Source organism: Ideonella livida (genome assembly GCF_010499455.1).
GTDB lineage: Bacteria > Pseudomonadota > Gammaproteobacteria > Burkholderiales > Burkholderiaceae_C > Ideonella > Ideonella livida.
The window spans coordinates 1-1,882 of the sequence record NZ_JAAGOH010000078.1 but is presented as its reverse complement, the minus strand read 5'-3'; the positions used below and the strand labels follow the sequence as shown (position 1 = coordinate 1,882).

The window sequence follows — 1,882 nt, the reverse complement described above, 5'->3', positions numbered from 1 at the left end:
ACGTGTGTGCCGCGCATGGCACGAATCCAGTCGGGTGAGAGTCCCGATACCAGGTATCAGCAGAGCCGAAGGTTAGCCAAAGGGCAACTGCGTCGCCGCGAGGCGGGGTGGGGAGGAAGCTCAAGGCGAAATCGCAGGGCGACGAACAGAAACCGGATATGAGGCGTGATGCATTCGGGGCGAGCGGGCACGTGACCGCCAAGCCCTCCATCTGCAAACCCGGGTGCAATGCCGGGATGGGTGCATTTTGTAAATCCGGCGTCTATGCGAGGAAGGATTCGTGTCTTACCGCGGGAGATCTGCCGGGTGTCGAGACGGCGTCGGGAGACGGCGGCGCGACTGGGCGCTGGGAGACTGGCGCTGAAGGCCTGGGCAGAAGTCAGCAAAGGGCGTAGTAGGTGAAGGTCCTGTCACTGAAGGCCCGAACGGGAAGAGACCTGGGCGGCGAGCCAAAGGGCGGCGGGAATGCATCCGAACCGGATGAACCTGCGGCCAATGCGGCGCGAGGGGCCCAGGCGATGGAGGGGATGGGGCTGCTGGAACAAGCGCTGGAGCGCGAGAACCTGCAGCGCGCCCTCAGACAGGTACGCCAGAACAAGGGCGCGCCGGGGGTTGACGGGATGACCGTTGACGAACTGCCGGGCCACCTCAAGCGGCACTGGCCGCAGATCAAAGCCCAACTGCTGGCCGGGGGCTACGGCCCACAGCCGGTGAGGAAGGTGGAGATCCCCAAGCCAGACGGGCGCATGAGGGTGCTGGGCATCCCCACGGTGTTGGACCGGTTCATACAGCAGGCGCTGGCGCAAGTGGTGTCACGGCAGTGGGAGCCCCACTTCCACCCGGACAGCTACGGCTTCAGGCCGGGGCGCAATGCACACCAAGCGGTGCGGAAGATGCAAGCCGAAGTCAAAGCCGGCAAGGGCTGGGTGGTGGACATCGATCTGGAGAGCTTCTTCGACCGAGTCAACCACGACCGGCTCATCAGCCGGCTGGCCCGGCAGGTGCCCGACGCCCGCATGCTCCAACTGATCCGTCGCTTTGCGCGTGCGGGGATGTGGGACGCACAGACGGGACAGGTGCAAACGCGCCGCCAGGGTGTGCCGCAAGGCGGCCCGCTCTCGCCGGTGCTGGCCAATGTGGTGCTGGATGAACTGGACTGGACACTGCACAGGCGCGGACTTGCCTTTGCACGGTATGCCGATGACTGCCAAATCATGGTGGCCAGCGAGCGTGCCGGGCACAGGGTGATGGCCAGCGTGACGCGCTTGGTCGAAGACTCACTGAGGCTCACAGTGAATTCACGAAAAAGCGCCGTGGACCGCCCGTGGAACCGCAAGTTCCTGGGCTTTACGCTCAACCGGCGCAGCAAGGGCCTGCAGGTGGCCAAACCGGCCCTGGACAAGCTCAAACACACGCTGCGCGGGTTGAGCCGCCGCACAAGAGGACACCGCTTGGAACAGGTCGTCCAAGAGCTGAGAGACACCCTGCTCGGTTGGAGAGCGTACTTCGGCATCACCGAGGTGCTGAGCCCTCTGCGCGACGTGGACAAGTGGTTGCGGCGGCGGTTACGCTGCTATCAATGGAAGCAATGGGGATCGGCCGGCTACCGGGAACTGCGCAAACGCGGCGTGACAGTGCGAGAAGCCTGGAACGTGAGCAAGAGCGCGCATGGCCCGTGGCGCATCTCGATGACCCCGGCGCTGTCGCTGGCCCTGCCGGCGAGGTACTTCGCAAGTCTTGGTCTGCCCAGCCTGGTGCCCCTGAAAACGGCATGAAGCACATGGGCAGACCACATTCAACAACCCGAACCGCCGGATACGTGACCCGTACGTCCGGTGGTGTGAGAGGGGGAATCCGCGAGGATTTCTCCTATCTCGATTAG

General features: G+C 64.5%; 1 protein-coding gene. It reads left to right on the top strand.

The features are described 5' to 3' along the window. Window positions 1–527 precede the first annotated feature (527 nt). On the top strand, window positions 528–1,775 hold the full coding sequence (ltrA, locus tag G3A44_RS23090) for a group II intron reverse transcriptase/maturase (RefSeq protein ID WP_239062066.1): 1,248 nt from the start codon (window positions 528–530) through the stop codon (window positions 1,773–1,775). The last annotated feature ends 107 nt before the right edge of the window (window positions 1,776–1,882 follow it).

Coding starts and splice junctions, on each gene's coding strand:
- ltrA (WP_239062066.1), top strand. CDS start 528: ATGGGGCTGCTGGAACAAGCGCTGGAGCGCGAGAACCTGCAGCGCGCC.